The following is a 21,939-nucleotide window of genomic DNA, read 5'->3' as shown; positions in this document are numbered from 1 at the left end:
CACGACCGCTTCGCGCTCGAACGCAGCCTTCGTTCCTCGGCAGCTGCTACGCAAAACGCCTTCTCCTTTCAATCAGCGAGGTGCCGATGCGCGTATTAAAACCGGGGTTGGGTCTGCTGCTCTGGCTATTTATAGCCACGGCCCAGGCGTTGACCTTTCCTGCGCTCAGCGGGCGGGTGGTGGATGACGGGCAAATGCTTGATCCCGCTACGCGCGAGCAATTGACACAAACCCTGCAAGCCCACGAAAAAGCCACTGGCGAGCAAGTGGTCGTGGTCACCGTGCCCGACCTGCAAGGTACCCCGATTGAAGACTTCGGTTACCAATTGGGCCGGGCCTGGGGTATCGGCCAAAAGGACAAGAACAACGGGGCACTTCTGATCGTTGCCCGGGACGACCGCAAGTTGCGCATTGAGGTCGGCTATGGCCTGGAAGATCGGCTCACTGACGCCCAGTCCTCGGTGATCATCAATCAGGTCATCACTCCGGCCTTCAAGGCAGGGAACTACAACCAGGGGATCAGCGACGGTGTTGGCGCCATCCTGCAGGTACTGGGCGGCGTTCCCTTGGCCGAACCGGCCTACGCCAGCGGGCAAGGCGACGGCAGTGACTTCGTGGGTGAGCACCCGGGCGTGGTTTTGCTGCTGTTTTTGTTGTTCGTGGTGGTCGTAGCTGCCTGCCAGTTCTATGGCATCTGCAACTCCGGTGGGGGTGGCTCGCGCTCCGGAGGCTTTGGCGGGGGCGGTTTCGGCGGTGGCGGCGCAGGGGGCGGTTTTCGCGGCGGTGGTGGCAGCTTTGGCGGCGGCGGAGCTTCTGGCGGCTGGTAACTCACTTTTCAACGAGTATCGATATTTATGGCTTTGTTAACCCAAGAGCAACAACAGCAGGTCGCAGAGGCCGTCACCCGTGCCGAACAGCGCACGGATGCCGAAATCGTGACCGTACTGGCGCCCCGCGCCGACGATTACAGCTACATCCCCTTGCTGTGGGCCAGCCTGATTGCCCTGGTGGTTCCGGCCCTGGCGCACTTCTTGATAGGCGGGCTGCAGATTTACGGGCTGTTGATGCTGCAATGGGCCAGCTTCGTCTTCCTTAGCCTGATCTTTCGCATCCCGGCGATCACCACCCGCCTGATTCCGCCCCGTGTGCGGCATTGGCGGGCCAGTAACCTGGCGCGGCGCCAGTTTCTTGAACAAAAACTGCACCACACCGAGGGGCGCACTGGCGTGCTGATTTTTGTCAGCGAGGCGGAGCGTTATGTCGAAATCCTTGTAGATGAAGGGATATCCCGTCATCTGGACGACAGCGATTGGGGCACTATCGTCAACGACTTCGTTCGCCGCGTGGCGCTGGGGCATACGGCTGAAGGCTTTATTACCTGCATCGATGCCTGTGCCGAAGTGCTTGCGCAGCACATACCTAAAACTCAGCCGCGTAACCAATTACCGAATCGGTTGGTGATGTTGTAATTGCTTGTTTTTGAAGTTTCCGACACTTCGCTCAGAGGTGTCGGATTTTATAGTGATTAGTTTGTGCTCTTGTTTCTTATGTATTTGTAAGTTAATTCCTGCTGGGTGGTAGTGTGGGTCTCGATATTACTGATGTTTAATTTTGTGAAAATTCCTGTTGCCATTTTTTTGAATGATGGCTAGGTTTTATTGTGTGTCAGTTTTTGAATGTGTATTGGATTATCGTTGCTGCATAGGGATGGCGATTTGGGAGGAAGGGATTGAACCTCACGTGCAGAGAAAAGCAAGTGCTTGATTTGTTGATGCAAGGGCGCACAAACAAGAATATAGCGCGGTGCTTGAGTATCAGTAATTTTACGGTCAGGGATCACGTTTCATCATTGCTGGCTAAATATGGGGTTGAGAATCGCATGGTGCTAATAATAGTTGTCGGTCGAATGGGGGAAGGGGCAGAGGGTATGTATGGCCCCCTACATCGGTAGGGTTGCTGGTTTAAGGCTTGGAGTTTAATTTAAGTCCATATGGGTTTGAGGCTAAAGTGAAGAGATCATCTTTTTATATTCCGCCTGGGTATGTGGCAACCCGCTGTGAATTGGTGTTTATGTTCTTGTGTGGTCTGGTCATGTTTGGGGTTGGTCTAATGATGTGGGATGCGTTGATTGAAATTCCCCCCGTGCCTCAAAAACTGGTGTTGCGCAGTGCTTATGTTACTGGGCCTTTGAGGATTTCCAAGGCAAAAGCAAGTTTGCATTTTAACGTGGTGCGCGATAAAGGGGAGTACAGTTACAAGATTGAGTTTTTTCATACTGAGACTGGTGAATTGAATATTTACAAGTTTAAGAGGTTGTGGGTGGCTGTAGATTCGGGCAGTGATAATCAGTTTGTATGGGCGGTTTATGATGATGAGTTTCGATTAATGATGAGCCGTCAGCAGATAGAGTGGTGGTCAAAATATAGTAATGGTGGCGGTTATATTATGATTATTTATTCGTGCTTGGCGACAGGTTACTTTGTTTTTTTTATGATTAGGTGCGGTATTTATAATCGATATTGCTACAAGGGGTTATTTAATGAGGATAGAGAGAGTTGACGATTCAGTTTATGTCATTGATGATTTTTTGACAGAGGCTGAAGAGAGTGAGATCAATGTTCAGCTTAAGGGGGCGGTGTGGCGGTATAACTGGCCAAACTATGAGGAATTACCCTTTGTGAGGCCATGCTGGCATGTATTTAAAGCAGGCAAGGGGCGCCCGTTGGGTCAGTCAAGTCTTGAGGAATTGAGGGGCAATCAGTCTTGGGGTTTTTTGACGGGTGTGTGGGAGCGATTTCTGGCATTGCATAAATTTAAAGCGACCTTGTTAGGTGTTTATGCAAATGGGCAGACATTCGGGCAGGACACGATTATTCATCGAGATAATAAGGTTCATCCGGGGTTAACGATTATCGTATTTTGCAATGAATATTGGCCGACTTCTTGGGGTGGCGAGCTGATTTTTTACGATGATACTAAAGAAAACATTATTAAGGCGGTACTTCCTAAATCAAAGAGAGTGGTTGTGTTCGATGGGCGAATCCCCCATGCCGCTCGATCACCTTCGGTCAAGTGCGATCAGGTCAGGATGACTCTGGCGTTTAAAACAATAATTGAGGAATAACAGATGGCGGGAAAGGCAGAAATAATTGTAGGTGTTTTAAATGATGGTATTACTGTTGGAGCGGGTGCGGCAGCAGTGGCTGATCAGTTTGTAGTAAATAGTAATGGTATGGTGCTTTTGAATCAAACTGCGCAGGCCGGAGCAGTCGTTGCGAGTGTTACTTCAATCACTAGGTTGGCGGGCCCCTATGTGCCGATTGTTAGTGTGCCAACGAATATTGTTGCAGGCACCATAACCTTTTTGAAAATTGGAATTGATGTTAGGGAGGGCGAGGGTATCAGCGATGGCGATGTAGTAAGCCTTGTTGGGAACGTCGCTGGAGTAATAGGGACAATGACTGTGTTGGCAGGTGCAAGCGCTGGATTGGTAGGGTTTTTTGCATTGGTTTCTGTAGGTGCAGGCTTGCATGCAATTAGAAATTCTCAAGCAGTTAAGCAAATTATAAAATCTGCTAGTGATTTCTTTATAAATTCGCCTTCCGACAATTACCTCGATTATATGTGCGCGCCGGATATGAGGATTGTTGATCGAAATACCATCAGAATGGCGTATGCGAATATGATGCTGTCTTGCAACTGGACATCGGATACAGGTGAATTGCTGCCGTCTTCTGTGGTGGTGCCCGATGAAACGAGCAGTGGCGGGGCTGGCGGAGGCAGCCGTGGTCCAGTATTCGGTGGTACATACAGTCCATCAGGCCCCGTAATTCCTACTGCACCGCCACCGCCTCATAATGTGGGCAATGTTGGTATTAGTATTATTGTTGGCGGCAACACCTATGATGCGGGTGATCAATATGGATGTTGCACGGGAACCAGCGATGGTTATATGTAATTGTTTGATTTAGTCAATAATAGGTTTTATTGGTTTTAATTGGATGTCTCACTTGTTACGTACTCTGTACATTTGCCGGCCGGCATCTCTTTGGTTTGACTGACTCGAAAAGGCACGTATTGAGCCGATAACCTAATCCTCTCGTATAGCACCTAAAATTACCCCGTGCCCTGCGCGCCCAACCCGCCTAAAATACCCGCCATTGTTTTTCCGATTCCCCCCCCCCTCCTGCACCCCCGAGGCACCTTTTTCAATGTCAGTGACTGCTCCCACCGCCCCGTCTGTGCCGGATCATCGTGCGCAATTTTTGAACCTGCTGGAAACCGGTCTGGCCCAGAACTCCTTTATCAAGCTGGTGCTGGCCAAGTACGTCGGCCCGGAGGCCGAGTTGCAGCGGGTCATCATCAAGCAGGTCACGGTCAAGGATCAGCCTTGCCTGTCGTTTGTATACCGCTACAAAACCCGCGATATCACCAAGAATTTCCCGCTGGAAGAGGGCGTGGCCAACATTGCTGCGCTGCTGCCGGAAGCGTTCAAGAACGCACACTTGCTGACGCTGACCGACGAAGTGCAGCTGGAATACAGCAAGAAGGGCAAAAGCTCGCTGTTCAAAGGCAAAAGCCAGCAAGAGCGGGAAGTGCCGTCAGCTGAGCACAACCGTGAGAAAAATCGCTTTTTGGACCTGACGCGTCCATTTCTCGCGGATCTGGGGGTCACCAACAAGCAGCAAGAGCTGATCCCGGCGATGTCACGCAAGTGGAAGCAGATCAACAAGTTTATCGAGGTGTTTTCCCACGCCCTGAGCAACTCGCCGCTCAAGCTCGACCAGCCGATCAAAGTGGTGGATTTTGGTTCGGGCAAGGGTTACCTGACCTTTGCGATCCACGATTACCTGCGCCACAGCCTGCAAGCCGAAGGTGTCGTGACCGGTGTTGAGCTGCGTGAAGACATGGTCACGCTGTGCAACAACGCCGCCCAGCGGCTGGAACATCCCGGCCTGACATTCCAGCATGGCGATGTGCGCAGTTTTGCGCCCACCCCGATCGACGTGATGATCGCGCTGCATGCCTGTGACATTGCTACCGATTACGCGATCCATATGGGGATTCGTTCCGGGGCGGCGATCATCATGTGCTCGCCGTGCTGCCATAAACAGATCCGTCTGCAAATCCAGAGCCCGGCGCTGCTCAAGCCGATGCTGCAATACGGCCTGCACCTGGGCCAGCAGGCCGAAATGGTGACTGACAGCCTGCGTGCCCTGTTCCTTGAAGCCTGCGGTTATGAAACCAAGGTGTTCGAGTTCATCTCCCTGGAACACACCAACAAAAACAAGATGATCCTCGCGGTCAAACGCGCCGAACCGCTGGACCCGGCGCAACTGTTGGTGAAAATCCAGGAGCTCAAGGCGTTCTACAACATTCAGGAACACTGCCTTGAAACCTTGCTGCAGGCAGATGGTTTGTTGAAGTAAGCCTGTAGTACCTGGCTATTACCCGTGTAGGCGCTCAGGAGGTACCTTGGCTACTCTTAGTGGCCCAAGGTCTACCTCAAAGGAGCACGTACCATGGCAGCGAAAAAGATTCTGATGCTGGCTGGCGATTAGGTCGAAGACTACGAAGTGATGGTGCCGTTTCAGGCGCTGTTGATGGTCGGTCATCAGGTGCATGCGGTCTGCCCGGGTAAAACCTCGGGCCAGACCGTGCGCACCGCCATCCACGACTTTGAAGGCGACCAGACTTACAGCGAAAAGCCGGGCCATCTGTTTGCCCTGAATTTTGATTTCGACAAGGTTAACGCCAGTGATTACGACGCGCTGGTGGTGCCGGGTGGCCGTGCGCCGGAATACCTGCGCTTGAACGAAAAAGTGCTGGAGCTGGTACGTGACTTCGACAAGGCGGGTAAACCGATTGCCGCCGTGTGCCACGGGGCGCAACTGCTGGCTGCGGCCGGAACGCTGGAAGGTCGTGAGTGCAGCGCTTACCCGGCTTGCGCCCCAGAAGTTCGTCTGGCGGGCGGCACCTACATCGATATCGATGTGACCAAGGCCCATGTGCAGGGCAATCTGGCCACGGCACCGGCCTGGCCTGCGCACCCTGCGTGGCTGGCGGCGTTCCTTGGGTTGCTCGGTACGAAGATTACTTTGTAAGAAGAGGGTGTGGCCATGTGTGAGCTTTATGTCAAAGCCGATCCGATTTTGTATGAGTCGCGCTCGCGGTCATTGCGTATTTGCGGCGTGGTCACCACCTTGCGCCTGGAAAACCAGTTCTGGGACATCCTCAGTGATATCGCCCAGAACGACGGCATGACCACCAACCAGTTGGTGGCCAAGCTGTACGAAGAGGTGATGGATTACCGGGGTGAAGTGGTCAACTTTGCCTCGTTCCTGCGCGTGAGCTGCACCCGGTATTTGAGCCAGCGCCGGGTGCAGGCGCCGGAGTTGAGTGTGGTCGGGCACAAGCATCAACGGCCGTGAATCTGTGGGGGGCAGCGCCCGCCAAATCTGATCCAGACACATCAACTGTGGGAGTGGGCTTGCTCGCGATGAAATCAACGCGGTTTGTCAGAGACACCGTGCTGCCTGTATCGCGAGCAAGCCCGCTCCCACAAAAATTTCAGCACCGGCTAAATCTGATCCAGACAACATAAACTGTGGGCCCGAGCCCTTTGCCTCGTTCCTGCGCGTGAGCTGCACCCGGTATTTGAGCCAGCGCCGGGTGCAGACGCCGGAGTTGAGTGTGGTCGGGCACAAGCATCAACGGCCGTGAATCTGTGGGGGGCAGCGCCCGCCAAATCTGATCCAGACACATCAACTGTGGGAGCGGGCTTGCTCGCGATGAAATCAACGCGGTTTGTCAGAGACACCGTGCTGCCTGTATCGCGAGCAAGCCCGCTCCCACAAAAATTTCAGCGCCGGCTAAATCTGACCCAGACAACATAAACTGTGGGCCCGAGCCCTTTGCCTCGTTCCTGCGCGTGAGCTGCACCCGGTATTTGAGCCAGCGCCGGGTGCAGGCGCCGGAGTTGAGTGTGGTCGGGCACAAGCATCAACGGCCGTGGATCTGTGGGGGGCAGCGCCCGCCAAATCTGATCCAGACACATCAACTGTGGGAGCGGGCTTGCTCGCGATGAAATCAACGCGGTTTGTCAGAGACACCGTGCTGCCTGTATCGCGAGCAAGCCCGCTCCCACAAAAAATTTCAGCGCCGGCTAAATCTGACCCAGACAACATAAACTGTGGGCCCGCGCCTGCTCCCACAGTTTTTGTCCCCTTCAGGAATTGTCACTTCTCAGGTTCTAGAAGAACCGCGTCACGCTGATCTTGGCATTACGGCCCTGGCTGTAGGCATTGTCTCCGCTGAGCATCGGGCGATAGCTTTTGTTGAATAGGTTATCCACGGTGAAGTTGACTTCGGTGCCTTTGAGGTAAGCCTGTTGCGGCTTCCAGTTGGCGAATAAGCCCTGCACGTTGTAGCCGTCGTTGGCGTAGTGATCCCAGTAACGGTCACCCAATGCGGTCAAGGGCCCGGGGCCATACTGGTCGCTCGGCAAGCGGTCGGTCTTGCGCACGAACTCACCCTTCCAGCCTACGCGAGCATCCAGGCTCGGTATTTTGGTGCCCAGTACGGCAATCCATTTCGGCGCGGGTACGTCACGCGCCCACACATCTGGACCCCAGGGGTTGGTATAGGCGCCTTCGTGTTTACCTGTCATCCATGCGTACGACAGCGAGCCGAAGAGGTAGGTCGATTCGTAGAAACTTTCGACCTCAAAGCCCTTGATGGTCACGCTGCCAATATTGCGGTAATTCGGCATGTTGGGGCCGCACGCTGTGCTCATGCTGACATCGGCTGTTTGTGCGGCGCAGCCAACACCCGTGGCTTTGAAAATCTCATCGTCGATCTTGTTGCGGAACAGGGTGGTACGGATCAGTGCGTGGTCGTTCTCGCCAAAGATCTGGTCGAAGGTGGTGATGTTGCCCGCCCGCCAGCCGGTGATGCGCTCCGGGTCGAGGCCCAGGCTGCTGGAGGTGCGGCTGCCAATGCCCTGGACTTCGTACTGCTCGTCAATCACCGGGGCGCGCCAGGTTTTGCTGTAGTCGGCAAACAGGGCGGTCTTGGGGGTTATTTTCCAGAATGCTGACAGGCGAGGCGACCAACCTGTGTAGGTCTTGTTGCTGTAGTCATGGCCCAATTCCGGGTGGTTATAAAACGGTGCGTCGTTTTCCTGGCCGCGGTTGAGCACATGGTCGTAGCGCATTGAGGGGGTCAGGGTGAAATCCCCCAGGGTGATGGCGTCCTGGATATAGAAGCTGTTGGTGTCGACCTTGCCCCTGGGCATGAAGTTGGGCTGGTAGTGGCCGTAGTTGTATTTCTCGCTTTCATAGCTCCCCCCCGGCATCCACATGTCCACATCACGCTGGTGCTTGCGAATTTGCACGCCGGTGGTCAGTGCATGGTCCAGCGGGCCACTGGCAAACAGGCTGATGTTCTCGATCTGGAGCATGTCGTCGGTGTAGCCGGTTTCCATCTTGCGCCCGCCGCTGGTGGGCTGGGTGAAGGACTTTTCGCCGCGCTTGTCGGTTTGCTCGGTGTTGGAGTGCGAGTACTTCACCTCCAGATCCACCAGCGGGTTGTCCAGCGGCTGGTATTTGTATTTGGCCGACCAGGTGGTGTCGAGGGTTGAACGGTTGGACAAGTACCGCTGGGAGGCGATGTCATAGCCAAATTTGTCGATGTTGGCCTGGCTGGGAGGGGCCGGGTAACTGACCGCCGAAAAAGGCACCCACAGGTAATTGTTCGAGCGCGAGTAGGACATGCCCACGCTGTGTTCGTCATTGAGGTGCAGGTTGAGCTTGAGCAATTGCCCGTCCAGGTCCTGGGCCGTATTGGGCAGGCGTCGCGGGTTTACCGGGTACTCATGGCGGGGGTCGGGCATGTTGTCGGCCAGCTTCATGTCGTCGCCATCGCGTTTGGTGTAGTACACCAGCGCATCGGCGCGTCCATCGTCGGTGCGGCCATATACGGCGCCGCTGTATACCTGTTGATGGTCGTTGCTGCTGTAACCGTACTTGAGCATGGCGCCGGTATTCTTGCCCTCTTTGAGCAAGTCGGCCGCGTCTTTGGTTTCCATGTGCACCACGCCGGCAAAACCGCCATTGCCGGTGTGTATGTCGTGGGGGCCTTTCTCGACTTCCAGGCGCTTGATCAGCTCGGGTTCGATGAAGATCGTGCCTTGCTTGTAACGCTCAAAGCCGCTTTTGGTCGCCCCGTCCACGGTCATCTGAACATCTTCGGCTTCGCCCATGCCCCAAATGTTGATGGTCTGACCGCCCGGCTTGAGCGAGCCGCCGAGGTTGATGCCCGGCAGGGTGGCCAGCAGGCTCGGGATGTTATTGGCCTGATACTGATTGATTTGGGTTTGGGTCATGGTCGACTTGCCGACGTTGCTGGAGTCGACTTCGTTGCCGTTGCCCACCACGCTGACCGCCCCCAGCTCCAGGCTGTTGCTGGTGGTGGTGCCGTCTTCCCGGGGCCGTACAACGTAGGTGCGATCGACCTGGATCAGGCTGAAATCGGTGCCCTTGAGCAGTAACTGGATGGCCTGTTGTGGTGTGTAGTCGCCCTTGAGCGCAGGGGCCTTGATGTTGCGCAACAAGTCTTCATCGAACAGCAGCTGGATTTTTGCCTGCTGTGCCACCTCACTGAGCGAACTGGCCAGCGATTGCGTCGGCAGTTGCAACTGGATCGATTCGGCGTGGGCTTGCAGGCTGAGCACCAGGCACGCGGCGAGCAGTGTCGGGCGTGTGCACAAGTGCGAGAAGTGATGTGGTGCGCGAAACATGAAATCCCCCGGTGCGGCAACAAAGGCCAAAAAGACATGCGTTAGCAACGCAGACCGAAGGAAGACGCGGCGGGCGGAAAAAACCACATATGCGAATGCAAAATATTCTCATATGTTTTTAGCGCGGTTCGATGCGGATTTTTCCGTTGTCCAGCAGCACGGTTTTTACCGGGATCAGCGCGGGCAGGGCTTTGACCAGCGCCATCGGGTCGTTGACATTCAGGTTGCCCGAGACCTTGTAGCGGCCCAGCGGACCCTCGGCCAGTTGAATCATCCCCGGGCGATACAGATCAAGCTCGTCCACCAGGCTGGCCAGTTCGCGATTGCGGAAGGACAGGTGCCCGCTGCGCCAGTCAGCGACTTCGCCGGGGCTGAGGTTTTGCTCTTGAGTGGACGCCCTGGCGTAATCGTAAGTGGTGCGTTGTTGGGCTTTGATCAGCGTTGAGGTGTTGGCATCCGGCATAAACGCCACTTGCCCGTGGGCGACGCTGACCACCAGTTGGTGCTGGCTGCGGCGCACATCAAACCCGGTGCCGACCACCCGGATGCTCGCATCGCCGGCATGCACCACCAGCGGCTGTTCTTTGTTGGCGGCCACCTCGATATAGAGCTGGCCCTTGTCCAGATAGATATCGCGTTGATACGCGCCGAAGTCGATGCGCAGCCGCGTATTGGCATTGACGCTCAGGGTACTGCCGTCGGGCAGCAAGACTGTTTGTGTGCCCTGGGGCCGGGTGGCGACGTACTGCTGGTGGAGCGACACCGGCGCGCCGAGGCTCAGCGAAAACAGGGCGCAGAGCAGGGCAAGCGCGGTGGGCAGGGCGAAATTTGAATGTTGCTTGCAATGCTGCAAGGCGAAGGCAATGTGCTTTTCGACCATGCTGACGGAGATCCCCATGCGCTGGGCAATCTGGGCCTGACTCAAGCCTTCAAAGCGGTGCAGCATCAGGGCTTCGCGGCGCCTGGGCGGGAGCTCGGCGAGTACCGCCTTGAGCTGTTCCAGGCGCTGCAGGCGTTGGGCTGCGGCCATTGGTTCATAGCGCTCATCGCTCAAGGGCTCGGGTTCACTCTCGACGTGCTCGCTGTGAACGGCCTGTCGCACCTGCTGGCGCCGCCAGTGGTCGCGCAACAGGTTACGTGCCATCTGGAACAGGAATGCCCGTGGCTGCTCGACCTTGGCCCGATCCTGATAACCCAACCATTGAGTGAACACATCCTGCGTCATGTCAGCGGCGTCGCTGGCGTTGTCAGTGCGTTTACGCAGGAAGTGCAGAATTTGCGTGTAGAACTCGCGCAGTGATTCAGCCACCAATGGGTCGGATTTGAGGCGGGACATGGAAATCCTTGAGGGGCAGTACAGCCAATAATTCGCGAATGGTATCGAGAACCATTGCTATTTGTCTCTCTCTAAACGACGGGCTCCGGCTAATTCCTGCGGATAAATGGATAAATGCCTCATGCACGCTTTACTGAGGGGGAAGCAAACACGTTAAACACTCAGGAGAAAGGCAATGTCTGGTTGGTACGAATTGAGCAAAACCAGTAGCGGGCAATTTCGGTTTGTGTTGAAGGCGGCGAATGCCGAAACGATTTTGGTGAGTGAGCAGTACACCACGGTGGCGGCAGCCAAGAACGGGATTGCGTCTGTGCAGGCCAACAGCCCGCTGGACGAGCGTTATGACAGGAAGGAGGCCAAGGACGGCAAGCCGTACTTCAACCTCAAGGCCGCCAATCACCAGATCATCGGTACCAGCGAGCAATATTCCTCCGAGGCCGCCCGGGAAAAAGGGATTGCAAGCGTGAAACACAATGGACCGACGACGGTAGTTAAAGAGAAGTTGTGAAGTAGGGTATTTCCGCCGCATTTGTAGTCGCTGTTGGAGGCTGCGAGGACCCAAGACAACGGGTTGCTGTACTACCCTTCGCAGCCTGCGGCAGCGACTACCAGGGCTTACTCTTCGACCGGCACCGAATGACGGGTGTAGCCCAATGGGTGGGTTTTCGAGTTATAGAAGCGCAATGTCAGCTTTTTCTCTGCAAATAGCGCCGTGTAGTGGTTTTTTTGGAAGCGGATGAACGCTTCGCTGCGCGGGTAGATCGAGATGCACAGGGTTTTGAGCGGCGCCTGTTGCAGGGCATCGATCAGGTGCCGGTCTTGTTCGCCCAGGCTGTGGCCAAAGATGCACAGCGCGTCTTTATGAGTCATCAGCTGTTCATGGCAATAGGACAGGTAATCGCTGTAGCGAATGGATTTGCGTTTGTCCTCGCTGGTGCTTTCGCTGACAAATAACGGCACGTCATCCAGTGCGCTGATCGAGTGATTGATTGCGAAGTTGCTTAACAAGGTGGGCTCATTGGCCGTGATCTTGCGCGCCTTGCCTTCCTGGTTTTTGACCAGGTGCAGAGCCCCGTGCAGGTACAGCACGCGGGTGGCTTTGGTTTTGCGCATCGCCGCGCCCGGCTCAAAGGTGGAGCCCTGGGTATCGAACAAATCGTTAAAGCCTTTGGGCGATTGCATCACCGCCCAGGGCGCGAGCAAGTCGTAGTTGCTGCAGAACACCGTGGCATACCGCGCCAGCTCTTGATTCCAGCAGGTCAGGGTTTCGGGTTGCATCAGGCGCCAGGGGATGTGGACGCCCTGGGTGCTGTTGATCAACGCTTCCTTGATCGCGTAATAGCGCTTGCGTGGCGAAGCCGAGTTGATGGCCAGCGCCTTGTTGACCTTGCTCGCAGTTTTGAGGGCGCTCAGGACGTGCTCGAAGTTGCGGGTGCCCAGGGCCTCGAACACGCTGAGTTCGGTCTGGCTGAGGGGTTTTTCGGCGACGCTTTTGGTTTTATCGAACAGCGAGTCGTAATAAAAGTCATGCCACACGGCCATGCTTGCACCGTTGCCTACCAGCAGCCCGCTGCACGCTGTGCTGGCGCTTAATGCGTTCCAGTCTTCAAGTTCGGTATCAAATTCCTGGAAGGGTGTCATCGCAAAATCGTCTCAAGGCAGTGGCGGTGGCGGACTTTATCACGCTCAAGTGTTGAGCCAGATCAACATTGCTCAAGTGTGTCTGGAGGAAGCTGTAGGAACCGACTTAGCCAATGACCCGCCAAGAGGGCTCGACATGACTAGCACTTTCTTTATTCCCGCCGTAAATATCATGGGCAACGGATGCCTGGATGAAGCCATGGATGCGATCCGCAATTATGGTTTTCGCAAGGCATTGATCGTGACTGACGCGGGGCTGGCCAGGGCGGGGGTTGCGACGCTGATCGCTGAAAAGCTCGCGTTGCAGGACATCGACTCGATGGTTTTTGATGGCGCCAAGCCGAACCCGAGCATTGGCAATGTCGAGGCGGGGCTGGTGGTGCTCAAGCAACATCACTGCGACTTTATTGTGTCGCTGGGCGGTGGTTCGCCCCATGACTGCGCCAAGGGCATTGCATTGTGCGCTACCAATGGCGGGCATATCCGTGACTACGAAGGTGTCGATCGCTCGGCCAAGCCGCAATTGCCACTGGTCTCGATCAACACCACGGCCGGTACGGCCAGTGAGATGACGCGTTTTTGCATCATTACCGACGAAGAACGCCACGTAAAAATGGCCATTGTCGACCGCAACGTGACGCCGCTGCTGTCGGTCAATGACCCTGAATTGATGGTGGCCATGCCTAAAAGCCTGACCGCGGCGACGGGTATGGATGCGCTGACCCACGCCATCGAGGCTTATGTGTCGACGGCGGCCAACCCGATTACCGATGCCTGCGCAATCAAGGCGATGGAGCTGATCAGTCAGAACCTGCGTCAGGCGGTGAACGACGGCAAGGACCTGACAGCGCGCGAGAACATGGCTTACGCGCAGTTCATGGCGGGTATGGCTTTTAACAATGCGTCGCTCGGGTTTGTGCACGCCATGGCGCACCAGTTGGGCGGTTTCTACGACTTGCCACACGGTGTGTGCAACGCGGTGTTGCTGCCACATGTGCAAACCTTTAACGCCACTGTGTGCGCGTCCCGCTTGACCGATGTGGCACACGCGCTGGGCGCCGATGTGCGGGGTCTGAGCCCGGAGGAGGGCGCACAGGCGGCCATCGCGGCGATTCGTACTCTGGCGCGTGATGTTGAAATCCCTGCCGGTCTGCGAGATCTGGGGGCCAAGCTGGATGACATCCCGATCCTGGCCACCAATGCGCTGAAAGATGCCTGCGGCTTTACCAATCCGCGCAAGGCAGATCAGGGGCAGATTGAGGAGATTTTCCGTAACGCGTTTTAAGCGACTGGCGGGTTTGGCTGTTGTGGGAGTGGGCTTGCTCGCGATGCGGGCAACGTGGTCTTTCAGGCAAGTCGGGGTAGGGCTTTCGCGAGCAAGCCTGCTCCCCCACAAAGCAGCTGATGACTTGTCTCAAGGCATAAAAAAACGGCCGGGTTATTAACCCGGCCGTTTTTATGTCTGACGTTTAAAAGCGCTTACTGCACTTCAACTGCCAGGCTGTCGCTGATTTTCTTCTGCCAGATAGCCGGGCCGGTGATGTGCACCGACTCGCCTTTGCTGTCGACTGCCACAGTCACTGGCATGTCTTTAACGTCGAACTCGTAGATCGCTTCCATGCCCAGTTCGGCAAAGGCTACGACGCGCGACTTCTTGATGGCCTGAGCCACCAGGTAGGCAGCGCCGCCCACAGCCATCAGGTACACGGCCTTGTGGTCCTTGATCGCTTCGATAGCGGTAGGGCCGCGCTCGGATTTGCCGATCATGCCCAGCAGGCCGGTTTGATCGAGGATCTGGCGGGTGAACTTGTCCATCCGCGTGGCCGTGGTCGGGCCGGCAGGGCCAACCACTTCGTCGCGCACCGGATCAACCGGGCCCACGTAGTAGATGAAGCGGCCTTTGAGGTCAACCGGCAAGGTTTCACCCTTGTTCAGCATTTCGACCATGCGCTTGTGCGCAGCGTCACGACCGGTGAGCATTTTGCCGTTCAGCAGGACAGTCTCGCCCGGCTTCCAGCTTTGCACGTCTTCCGGGGTCAGGGTGTCAAGGTTGACACGGCGGGCCGACGGGCCTGCTTCCCAGACGATCTGCGGGTAGGCATCCAGCGGCGGCGCTTCGAGTTCGGCAGGGCCGGAACCGTCGAGCACAAAGTGCGCGTGACGGGTGGCCGCGCAGTTCGGGATCATGCACACCGGCAGGGACGCTGCGTGGGTCGGGTAGTCCATGATTTTTACGTCGAGCACGGTGGTCAGACCGCCCAGGCCCTGGGCGCCGATGCCCAGCTGGTTGACCTTCTCGAACAGCTCGATGCGCATCTCTTCGATGCGGCTGGACGGACCGCGCTTGATCAGGTCGTGAATGTCGATGGACTCCATCAACACTTCCTTGGCCATCACTGCCGCTTTTTCAGCGGTGCCGCCGATGCCGATGCCGAGCATGCCCGGTGGGCACCAGCCCGCGCCCATGGTCGGAACGGTCTTGAGCACCCAGTCAACGATCGAGTCGGACGGGTTGAGCATGGCCATTTTCGACTTGTTTTCGGAGCCGCCGCCTTTGGCCGCCACGTCCACTTCCACAGTGTTACCCGGGACGATGGAGTAGTGGATGACCGCAGGGGTGTTGTCCTTGGTGTTGCGACGAGCGCCTGCCGGGTCGGCCAGGATCGAAGCACGCAGGACGTTTTCCGGCAGGTTGTAAGCGCGACGCACGCCTTCGTTGATCATGTCGTCCAGGCCCATGGTGGCGCCAGTCCAGCGCACATCCATGCCCACACGCACGAACACGGTGACGATGCCGGTGTCCTGGCAAATCGGGCGATGGCCAGTGGCACACATGCGCGAGTTGATCAGGATTTGCGCCATCGAATCACGGGCTGCTGGCGATTCTTCGCGCAGGTAGGCCTCGTGCATGGCCTGGATGAAGTCCACGGGATGGTAGTAGGAAATGAACTGCAGGGCGTCAGCAACGCTCTGAATCAGGTCGTCTTGCTTGATCACGGTCATGGGTCGCGCTCCTCTGTAAGACGGGAACATTCAATCAATAAGGTGTTTGCGACCTTTGTGTTTCGGTCTGTCGAAAACATCTTTGCTGGGCATACCGGGCACGCATGACCGGTACAAAAAAGGCGCGGCAGTATAACCCGGCACACTCTTTGATACACCCGTAGAGGCAAAACTTGTAGCCGCTGCCGAAGGCTGCGATAAAGATCTATCAATCAACATATACCCCACGTGGGAGCGGGCTTGCTCGCGATGCAGGCTACACGGTGAACCTGGTACACCGCGGTGATGCAATCGCGAGCAAGCCCGCTCTCACCGGTTTACCCTGCGGAGGCCTGAGTGCCCGAACTACACGTCGCCGACCGGAACTGGTCGGTTGCCCAGAACGCCAATCTGCTCGATAGCCTGAATCAGGCCGGGGTGGCGGTGCCTTACAGTTGCCGGGCCGGCAGTTGCCATGCCTGCCTGGTGCGCTGTGTGCGTGGCGAACCGGCCGACCTCAAGCCCGAGGCGCTGGCCCGGGGGCAGCGCGAGCAAGGCTGGCGCCTGGCGTGTCAGTGCCAGGTGGTAGAGGACCTGGTGCTGGAGACGTTCGATCCGTCCCGTGACGGTTTGCCGGCCGAGGTCGCCGAGCTCCACTGGCTGAGCCCTGCCGTGCTGCGCTTGCGACTGTTGCCGCAGCGCCCTCTGCGTTACCGCGCCGGCCAGCACCTGGTGTTGTGGACGGCCGGGGGTGTTGCGCGCCCGTACTCGCTGGCCAGCCTGCCCGAAGAAGACCGTTTTCTGGAGTTCCACATCGATTGTGCCCACCCCGGCGAGTTCGTCGACGCGGCGCGGCAGTTTAAAGTCGGTGATGCGGTGCGTTTGGGCGAGCTTCGCGGCGGTGCGTTGCGTTATGACTCGGACTGGCAGGAGCAGCCGCTGTGGCTGCTGGCGTCCGGCACAGGGTTGGGGCCGCTGTTTGGTGTGCTGCGCGAAGCCCTGCGTCAGGATCATCAGGGGCCGATCCGGCTGGTCCACGTGGCCCGGGACAGCACCGGGCACTACCTCAAAGACGACGTGCAGGCCCTGGCGCTCGATCATCCGAACCTGCAGGTCGAGTGGCTTGAGCGTGCGCAGTTGCCGGAGTTCCTGGGGCAGCTGCGGCTTGCCTCGCGCCAGACCCACGCCCTGGTCTGCGGCCACCCCGACAGTGTCGAGGCGTTTGCCAAGCGCTTGTTTCTGGCGGGGCTGGCGCGCAATCGATTGCTGGCGGATGCCTTTTTAACCCGCAGCTAAATAAAAAAGCCCCGCCTGATCACTCAGGCGGGGCTTTTTTGTTGGGCTGGGGCCGGTTCAGGCTCAGACCATTTTGTCGCCGACATGCAGGATCTTCATGCCGTTGGTGCCGCCCACGGTGTGGTAGCTGTCGCCTTTGGTCAGGATGACCCAGTCGCCATTCTGTACGACGCCCAGCTTGAGCAGTTCGTCGATGGCAGCCTGGCTGACTTTTTCTGGCGGCAGGGATGCCGGGTCGAACGGTACGGTGTAAACGCCACGGAACATCGCTGCGCGCGCCTGGGTTTCACGGTGCGGGGAGAACGCGTAGATCGGTACCGAAGAACGGATGCGGGACATGATCAACGGCGTGTAACCGCTTTCGGTCAGGGCGATGATCGCCTTGACACCCGGGAAGTGGTTGGCGGTGTACATGGCCGCCAGCGCGATGCTTTGGTCGCAGCTTTCGAAGGTCTTGCCGATGCGGTGGCTGGAGGTTTTGCTGGTCGGGTGCTTCTCGGCGCCGACGCAAATGCGCGCCATGGCCTGCACCGCTTCCAGCGGGTAAGCACCGGCAGCACTTTCAGCCGAAAGCATCACGGCGTCGGTGTAGTCGAGAACGGCGTTGGCAACGTCGGACACTTCTGCACGAGTTGGCATCGGGTTCTGGATCATCGACTCCATCATCTGGGTTGCCACGATCACTGCCTTGTTGTGGCGGCGTGCGTGCAGAATGATTTTCTTCTGGATGCCTACCAGTTCGGCATCGCCGATTTCAACGCCCAGGTCGCCACGGGCAACCATGACCGCGTCACTGGCTTTGATCAGGCCGTCGAGGGTTTCGTCATCAGCGACCGCTTCAGCGCGCTCGATCTTGGCAACCAGCCAGGCGGTACCGCCAGCTTCGTCACGTAATTGGCGGGCGTATTCCATGTCCGCAGCATCGCGCGGGAACGAAACGGCCAGGTAGTCGACTTCCATTTCGGCAGCAAGCTTGATGTCAGCCTTGTCTTTCTCGGTCAGGGCTGGCGCGGTCAGACCGCCGCCGCGACGGTTGATGCCTTTATGGTCGGACAGCGGGCCGCCGATCAGCACGGTGCAGTGCAGCGCGTCGTCGGTGGCGGTGTCTACACGCATGACCACACGGCCGTCGTCGAGCAGCAGCTCGTCGCCTACGCCGCAGTCTTTGACCAGGTCGGGGTAGTCGATGCCGACGACTTGCTGGTTGCCTTCGGTCAACGGATGGCTGGTGGAGAAGGTGAATTGATCACCGATCTTCAGCTCGATCTTTTTGTTGGCGAACTTGGCGATACGAATTTTCGGGCCTTGCAGGTCACCCAGCAGGGCAACGAAGCGACCATGCTTGGCGGCGATTTCACGCACCAGCTTGGCACGAGCCTTGTGCTCATCGGGAGTGCCGTGGGAAAAGTTCAGACGGGCAACGTCCAGGCCAGCGAGGATCAGCTGTTCCAGCATTTCCGGTGAATTGCTGGCAGGGCCAAGTGTGGCAACAATTTTGGTTCGACGAACAGACATGCAGAGACTCCTGAGTTCAAGCGCTGCCAAAGGCTACTATGGTCTTTGGCTGTAGTCATTGTTCCTCTGCACTACTTTCTGCATAAGTTGTGGTGCATCGGGTCGGTTGCCCTGAAGAATTTGCCCATAGGGTCGATACACTTCTGAGAACAGGAGATACCCATGCGAATTTTGCTCGTTTTACTGTTGGTCGCCAGTGTGAGCGGCTGTACCCGCTGGTCGATGAACCACCACCTGAACAATGCTTACCGTGCTTATGACCGGGGTAATTGCGAAGCGGTGATGCTGGAGTTGTCCGAGGTTGATCGCGACAGCCGCAGCCGTCCGTATATCTGGCCGCAAACGGCAATGCTGCGCGGGTTGTGTCTGGAACGTACGAAGTTCTACCTGGATGCGGCCCAGACCTACCAATACATCATCAACGAATTCCCCAAGAGCGAGTATGCCTATCGGGCCAGGGCGCGGATCGAGACACTGCGCATTCTGAAATTCATCCCGGGCCCCGGGGCCACCACTCAGGCTCTGCCCGCAACCATTTGATGATGGTTGAAATTTAAGCTGGTCATTAGCCCTTTTTTAACTACTATCAACTACGTTTGAATGGTTTTTGTTTATTCATAGATCCAAAAAAGGTGTTACCGCTCGGAGCAGGCTGTTGCTCAGGGCTCAAGGTGAGTGCGTGCAGGGCAGGTGCGGGCGGTTTTCTTGGCTCAGCTGTGCGGGCAGGGCATTTCAAAGCGCTAGCGCGGCCATGCTTAATGGCCTTTTATAGTGATCTTGAACATGGTTATAGAACGGCTTATCGAGCGTCATCAACTGGGGTTTTTCTTGGCGGTGTTCAATCGGTTCACGGACAAGCCCTTGGGTTATTTGGGCAATGTGTCGGATGGCGGGTTGATGCTAATCAGCCAGCTGCCGATGCTGGTGGATGCCAACTTCGAGCTGCGGCTCAAGCTCCCCGGCACCGATGGCGGCCCCCAGTTTATTGATCTGACGGCGCGATGCCTGTGGTGCCGGGAGGATGTTACGCCGCATTGCTATGACTCCGGTTTTATCCTCTATCAGCCGCCTGCCGAGTACGCCGTGCTGATCAGCACCTTGCAGCGCTACTTCAGCTTTCAGCCTCTGCAGGCTTCTGCCTGAGGGGTTGAGCGCCTAGACTGGTGGGGTCTACTGCTCAGGAACCCCCCGTGACCTCTATTTTTTGGTACGACTACGAAACTACCGGTATCAACCCGCGTTCCGACCGGGCCGTTCAAGTGGCCGGTATCCGCACCGACCTTGAGCTCAATGAGATTGACCAGCCCGTCAATCTCTACTGCCAGCCCAGCGACGATATCCTTCCTCACCCGATGGCCTGCCTGATTACGGGGATCACCCCCAGTCGCCTGGAAGACAAGGGTTTGGGCGAGGCGGAGTTCATGACCCGCACCCATGCTCAACTGGCGATGCCTGGCACCTGTGGTGCGGGCTACAACTCCTTGCGCTTTGATGACGAGGTCACGCGCTACAGTCTGTACCGAAACTTCTTCGACCCCTACGCACGTGAGTGGCAGGGGGGCAACAGCCGCTGGGATTTGATTGATGTAGTGCGTACGGCCTATGCCCTGCGTCCTGAAGGGATCGTCTGGCCTGAGGACGATGGGCGGGTGACGCTCAAACTGGAGCGATTGACGGCGGCGAACGGAATTGATCACGGTCAGGCCCACGATGCTTTATCCGATGTACGCGCAACCATTGCCCTGGCCCGGTTGATTCGTGACAAGCAACCCAAGTTATATGAGTGGTTGTTCCAGTTACGGACTAAACAGCGGGTGCTGGATCAAGTTCGCCTGTTGCAGCCGATGGTGCATATTTCCGGGCGATTCTCTGCGGCCAGACATTATGTCGGCGTGGTACTGCCACTGGCATGGCACCCGAAGAATCGCAATGCGCTTATTGTGTGCGATCTGCACTTTGATCCTCAGCCATTACTGGATATGGATGCCGAGACTTTACGCACACTGCTTTATACCCGGCGTGAAGATTTGCCCGAAGGGCAATTGCCGGTTCCGCTCAAACTGATACAGATTAATCGTTGTCCGGTGGTGGCGCCCTTGAATGTAGTGCGTGCTCAGGATCAACAGCGTTTGCAATTGGATATGCCACTCTATCAAGCGCGAGCCCGCAGCCTTACTGAGGCGCAGGAAGTTTGGCAGGATAAGTTGAACGCTATTTATGCTCGCGAAGACTTTGCCCCCAGTGAAGATCCCGAGCAGCAATTGTATGGCGGCTTTCTCGGTGATCGGGACCGTCGGCTGTGTGAGCAAGTGCGGCTCAGTGATCCCGAGCAATTGGCCAAAGATGATTGGCCCTTTGATGATGAACGCTTGCCCGAATTGTTATTTCGTTACCGTGCCCGAAACTTTCCCCATACCTTGAGTGCGCAAGAACTGGAGCGCTGGCATGTATTCTGCCAGCAACGTTTGTCGGACCCTGCCATGGGGGCGCCCATGACCCTGGACAGCTTCACCCGGGCTGCAGACGAGCTCTCCCGCAGTGCTACACCGGCGCAGTTGAAGCTGCTGGATGAGTGGCAGCGATATGCACAGGCATTGAGTCGCCGGGTGGGGCTCGGCCAGGCGACGGATAACATGGATTAAAAAACAGGCAATAAAAAACGCCAGCAAGCTGGCGTTTTTATTGGCATCGCAAAAGGTCTGCGTGCGCGGTGTCACTTAGTCAAGCAAAGTAGCCCAACCTTCAACCACGTCGCTGCCCCACTTGGCTTTCCACTCTTTCAGAGTTTTGTGGTTGCCACCTTTGGTTTCAATCACTTCACCATTGTGTGGGTTCTTGTATTGTTTAACCTTACGGGCACGTTTGGTGCCGGTGGTTTTAACAACACCGCGTGGTGCTTTGCTTACTTTGGATTCCGGGTCCAGAAGCGCGATGATATCGCGTAGCGATTTCTGGTACTCGCCCATCAGGGTGCGCAGTTTGCCTTCAAATTCCAGCTCGGTTTGAAGTTTGTCGTCTTCCGACAGGTTCTTCAGGCGGGCTTGCAGTTCTTTGATGGCTTCTTCTGTTGCGCGGTATTCGTTGATCAAGGACATGAGGATAACCTTATGTTGAAAAGGGTCAGCAGGGATACAGTGGCGCAATAGTAGTCAGACAGTTACTGCAAGTAAACATGTAAGGGCGGATTAATTTAAATTTTTATTCATTAACTTTCGATGGATCAATATGCGGGCGCTATTAATTAGGGGGATGTGCGAGGGTTAATAATGACGGCGGTTGCAGGAGCTGAGTGCAACACGGTTATTGAATTGAAGCCGGAGCATCATGCCGCATAGCCAAGGCTTCCTGCATCACCTCTCCCATGACTTCG

General features: G+C 56.7%; 20 protein-coding genes and 4 pseudogenes. 17 read left to right on the top strand and 7 right to left on the bottom strand.

Translation table 11 applies throughout. The features are described 5' to 3' along the window. The first annotated feature begins 86 nt into the window (after positions 1–86). The 11 genes and pseudogenes from ACZRMS_RS15245 to ACZRMS_RS15195 form a co-directional block, all read left to right on the top strand. Entirely contained in the window at positions 87–827 is a 741-nt protein-coding gene (locus tag ACZRMS_RS15245; protein WP_463995905.1) for a TPM domain-containing protein, read from the top strand. Between the two features lie 27 nt (positions 828–854). Beyond that, positions 855–1,469 (top strand): TPM domain-containing protein, encoded by a 615-nt coding sequence (locus tag ACZRMS_RS15240; protein WP_463995904.1) that lies wholly within the window; start codon positions 855–857, stop codon positions 1,467–1,469. A 302-nt stretch (positions 1,470–1,771) separates the two neighbouring features. After that, positions 1,772–1,951, top strand: a complete 180-nt coding sequence (locus ACZRMS_RS15235; protein WP_463995992.1) for a LuxR C-terminal-related transcriptional regulator — start codon at positions 1,772–1,774, stop codon at positions 1,949–1,951. A 17-nt stretch (positions 1,952–1,968) separates the two neighbouring features. Then, a complete protein-coding gene (locus ACZRMS_RS15230; protein WP_463995903.1) occupies positions 1,969–2,559 on the top strand; it encodes a hypothetical protein in 591 nt (196 codons plus the stop codon). Beyond that, positions 2,540–3,124: a 2OG-Fe(II) oxygenase gene (locus ACZRMS_RS15225; protein WP_463995902.1), complete on the top strand. Its 585-nt coding sequence runs from the start codon at positions 2,540–2,542 to the stop codon at positions 3,122–3,124. Before ACZRMS_RS15230 ends, ACZRMS_RS15225 begins: the two co-directional genes overlap by 20 nt. 3 nt (positions 3,125–3,127) lie before the next feature. Continuing rightward, entirely contained in the window at positions 3,128–3,958 is an 831-nt protein-coding gene (locus ACZRMS_RS15220) for a hypothetical protein (protein WP_463995901.1), read from the top strand. Positions 3,959–4,211: 253 nt separating this feature from the next. Next, positions 4,212–5,429 (top strand): class I SAM-dependent methyltransferase, encoded by a 1,218-nt coding sequence (locus ACZRMS_RS15215; protein WP_048359720.1) that lies wholly within the window; start codon positions 4,212–4,214, stop codon positions 5,427–5,429. Positions 5,430–5,522: 93 nt separating this feature from the next. Next, positions 5,523–6,104, top strand: a pseudogene (locus ACZRMS_RS15210) (DJ-1/PfpI family protein). A 15-nt stretch (positions 6,105–6,119) separates the two neighbouring features. Further along, on the top strand, positions 6,120–6,431 hold the full coding sequence (locus ACZRMS_RS15205; RefSeq protein ID WP_463995900.1) for a ribbon-helix-helix domain-containing protein: 312 nt from the start codon (positions 6,120–6,122) through the stop codon (positions 6,429–6,431). Positions 6,432–6,621: 190 nt separating this feature from the next. Then, positions 6,622–6,723 (top strand): annotated as a pseudogene (locus ACZRMS_RS15200) (ribbon-helix-helix domain-containing protein); the annotation flags it as partial. Positions 6,724–6,913: 190 nt separating this feature from the next. Further along, positions 6,914–6,991 (top strand): annotated as a pseudogene (locus ACZRMS_RS15195) (ribbon-helix-helix domain-containing protein); the annotation flags it as partial. Between the two features lie 261 nt (positions 6,992–7,252). Here the strand turns inward: ACZRMS_RS15195 and ACZRMS_RS15190 are convergent. The 3 genes and pseudogenes from ACZRMS_RS15190 to ACZRMS_RS15180 all read right to left on the bottom strand — a co-directional run. Then, positions 7,253–9,799: a TonB-dependent receptor gene (locus ACZRMS_RS15190; protein ID WP_463995899.1), complete on the bottom strand. Its 2,547-nt coding sequence runs from the start codon at positions 9,797–9,799 to the stop codon at positions 7,253–7,255. 118 nt (positions 9,800–9,917) lie between these two features. After that, a complete protein-coding gene (locus tag ACZRMS_RS15185; RefSeq protein WP_463995991.1) occupies positions 9,918–10,562 on the bottom strand; it encodes a FecR family protein in 645 nt (214 codons plus the stop codon). Between the two features lie 72 nt (positions 10,563–10,634). Beyond that, positions 10,635–11,135 (bottom strand): annotated as a pseudogene (locus ACZRMS_RS15180) (RNA polymerase sigma factor); the annotation flags it as partial. A 175-nt stretch (positions 11,136–11,310) separates the two neighbouring features. On the opposite strand from ACZRMS_RS15180, the gene ACZRMS_RS15175 reads away from it, so the two are divergent. Beyond that, positions 11,311–11,643 carry a YegP family protein gene (locus ACZRMS_RS15175; protein WP_463995898.1) on the top strand — a complete coding sequence of 111 codons (333 nt, stop codon included), beginning with the start codon at positions 11,311–11,313 and terminating at the stop codon, positions 11,641–11,643. A gap of 107 nt (positions 11,644–11,750) precedes the next feature. Here ACZRMS_RS15175 and ACZRMS_RS15170 read toward each other — a convergent pair whose 3' ends face one another. Further along, positions 11,751–12,776, bottom strand: coding sequence for a DUF4917 family protein (locus tag ACZRMS_RS15170; protein WP_463995897.1), 1,026 nt, complete (start codon positions 12,774–12,776; stop codon positions 11,751–11,753). Positions 12,777–12,912: 136 nt separating this feature from the next. Between ACZRMS_RS15170 and yiaY the strand changes: the two genes are divergently transcribed. Next, positions 12,913–14,061, top strand: a complete 1,149-nt coding sequence (gene yiaY / locus ACZRMS_RS15165; RefSeq protein WP_463995896.1) for an L-threonine dehydrogenase — start codon at positions 12,913–12,915, stop codon at positions 14,059–14,061. A gap of 194 nt (positions 14,062–14,255) precedes the next feature. Here the strand turns inward: yiaY and ACZRMS_RS15160 are convergent, their stop codons facing one another. Then, positions 14,256–15,779 carry a fumarate hydratase gene (locus tag ACZRMS_RS15160; protein WP_048359712.1) on the bottom strand — a complete coding sequence of 508 codons (1,524 nt, stop codon included), beginning with the start codon at positions 15,777–15,779 and terminating at the stop codon, positions 14,256–14,258. A gap of 336 nt (positions 15,780–16,115) precedes the next feature. Between ACZRMS_RS15160 and ACZRMS_RS15155 the strand changes: the two genes are divergently transcribed. Beyond that, a complete protein-coding gene (locus ACZRMS_RS15155; RefSeq protein WP_463995895.1) occupies positions 16,116–17,054 on the top strand; it encodes an iron-sulfur-binding ferredoxin reductase in 939 nt (312 codons plus the stop codon). 63 nt (positions 17,055–17,117) lie between these two features. Here the strand turns inward: ACZRMS_RS15155 and pyk are convergent, their stop codons facing one another. Further along, positions 17,118–18,569 carry a pyruvate kinase gene (gene pyk / locus ACZRMS_RS15150; RefSeq protein ID WP_048359710.1) on the bottom strand — a complete coding sequence of 484 codons (1,452 nt, stop codon included), beginning with the start codon at positions 18,567–18,569 and terminating at the stop codon, positions 17,118–17,120. 162 nt (positions 18,570–18,731) lie between these two features. Between pyk and ACZRMS_RS15145 the strand changes: the two genes are divergently transcribed. From ACZRMS_RS15145 to sbcB, 3 genes are all read left to right on the top strand, one after another. Then, entirely contained in the window at positions 18,732–19,109 is a 378-nt protein-coding gene (locus ACZRMS_RS15145) for a tetratricopeptide repeat protein (RefSeq protein ID WP_463995894.1), read from the top strand. Positions 19,110–19,352: 243 nt separating this feature from the next. Continuing rightward, on the top strand, positions 19,353–19,712 hold the full coding sequence (locus ACZRMS_RS15140; RefSeq protein WP_463995893.1) for a PilZ domain-containing protein: 360 nt from the start codon (positions 19,353–19,355) through the stop codon (positions 19,710–19,712). A gap of 47 nt (positions 19,713–19,759) precedes the next feature. Further along, on the top strand, positions 19,760–21,211 hold the full coding sequence (gene sbcB / locus ACZRMS_RS15135) for an exodeoxyribonuclease I (RefSeq protein ID WP_463995892.1): 1,452 nt from the start codon (positions 19,760–19,762) through the stop codon (positions 21,209–21,211). Between the two features lie 75 nt (positions 21,212–21,286). On the opposite strand, the gene mvaT is transcribed toward sbcB, so the two are convergent. Beyond that, a complete protein-coding gene (mvaT, locus tag ACZRMS_RS15130; RefSeq protein WP_016782206.1) occupies positions 21,287–21,664 on the bottom strand; it encodes a histone-like nucleoid-structuring protein MvaT in 378 nt (125 codons plus the stop codon). Positions 21,665–21,939 lie beyond the last annotated feature (275 nt).

It is taken from the genome of Pseudomonas sp. B424 (genome assembly GCF_055408345.1).
This window is presented reverse-complemented; position numbering and strand designations above follow the sequence as displayed.